This window comes from Azospirillum sp. B506 (assembly GCF_000333595.1).
Taxonomy (GTDB): Bacteria; Pseudomonadota; Alphaproteobacteria; order Azospirillales; family Azospirillaceae; genus Azospirillum.
This window is the reverse complement of the sequence record NZ_BADK01000966.1, coordinates 1-1,004: the sequence shown is the minus strand read 5'-3', so window position 1 is coordinate 1,004 and position 1,004 is coordinate 1. Positions and strand designations below refer to the sequence as shown.

At 70.8% G+C, this 1,004-nt stretch carries 1 protein-coding gene and 1 pseudogene; one reads left to right on the top strand and one right to left on the bottom strand.

Annotation, left to right across the window (positions count from 1 at the left end):
• A pseudogene (locus I71_RS29925) lies at window positions 1-306 on the top strand (methyl-accepting chemotaxis protein); the annotation flags it as partial.
• 84 nt (window positions 307-390) lie between these two features.
• On the opposite strand, the gene I71_RS29920 reads toward I71_RS29925, so the two are convergent.
• Window positions 391-927 (bottom strand): substrate-binding domain-containing protein, encoded by a 537-nt coding sequence (locus I71_RS29920; RefSeq protein ID WP_244434143.1) that lies wholly within the window; start codon window positions 925-927, stop codon window positions 391-393.
• Window positions 928-1,004: the final 77 nt, after the last annotated feature.

The following is a 1,004-nucleotide window of genomic DNA, read 5'->3' as shown; positions in this document are numbered from 1 at the left end:
GACCGGACGGTGGAAGCGATGCGCGGCATCATCGGTCAGGTCGAGCATATCGACCAGTCCGCTGCGGAAATGGCCGCCTCGGTCGAACAGCAGAGTGCGGCGACCGATGAGATCAGCCGCAACGCGCAGCAGGCCGCCATCGGCACCAACGAGGTCTCGCACAGCGTGGTCGACATCCAGAAGGCCGAGCGGGAGAGCGGGGTTGCCGCCGGTCAGGTCAAGCAGTCCGCCGACACGCTGGCGACCGATGCGGCCCTGCTGAAGCGCGAGCTTGAGGCGTTCCTGGCGGAGATCCGTGCCGCCTGACGGTGGGCCGCCTTTGGGCCTGGAGCCTCATGGCTTGAAGGCCGGCGGCCATCCCGGCGGCCGGCCGGCGGTGTTCCGGCGCCTTCAGCCCAGGCCCGGAGGCGCCGTCGTGCCGCGGCGGATCAGGGTCGGCACCAGTGGCGGCAGCGCCGCCGGCTGGCCGCCCTCCAGGCAGGCGAGCAGATAGTCGGCGGCCCGCCGGCCGATCTCGTGATTGTCGATGTGCATGGTGGTCAGCGGCGGATCGAGCTGACGGCTGATGGCGATGTCGTCGAAGCCGGTGATGCTGAGATCCCGCGGCACCGACAGCCCCATCGCCCGCGCCTCCAGCAGGGCGCCGATGGCGAGATAATCGTTGCCGCAGATCACCGCGGTCGGCGCCGGATCGGTCGCCAGCATCGCGCGCACGCTCTGCCGGCCGAAATCGATGCTCCACTCCCCTTCGCACAGATGCTGCGGGCGGACGGCGAGGCCGCATTCGGCCAGCGCCCCGCGCACCCCGTCCAGGCGGGCGGCGACGCGGTCGTTGCCGGCCGTCGGCTGGATGATGACCCCGATGGTTTCGTGGCCCAGGTCGAGCAGATGGGGGGCGATGCCGTGGAAAGGCCTGCCGGTTGTCAAAGCCGACCCAAGGGTGCGGGCTGTCCGGCCGGGGGCTGTAGGTGACAACATAGGGGATGTGCCCCGCCCGGATGGCG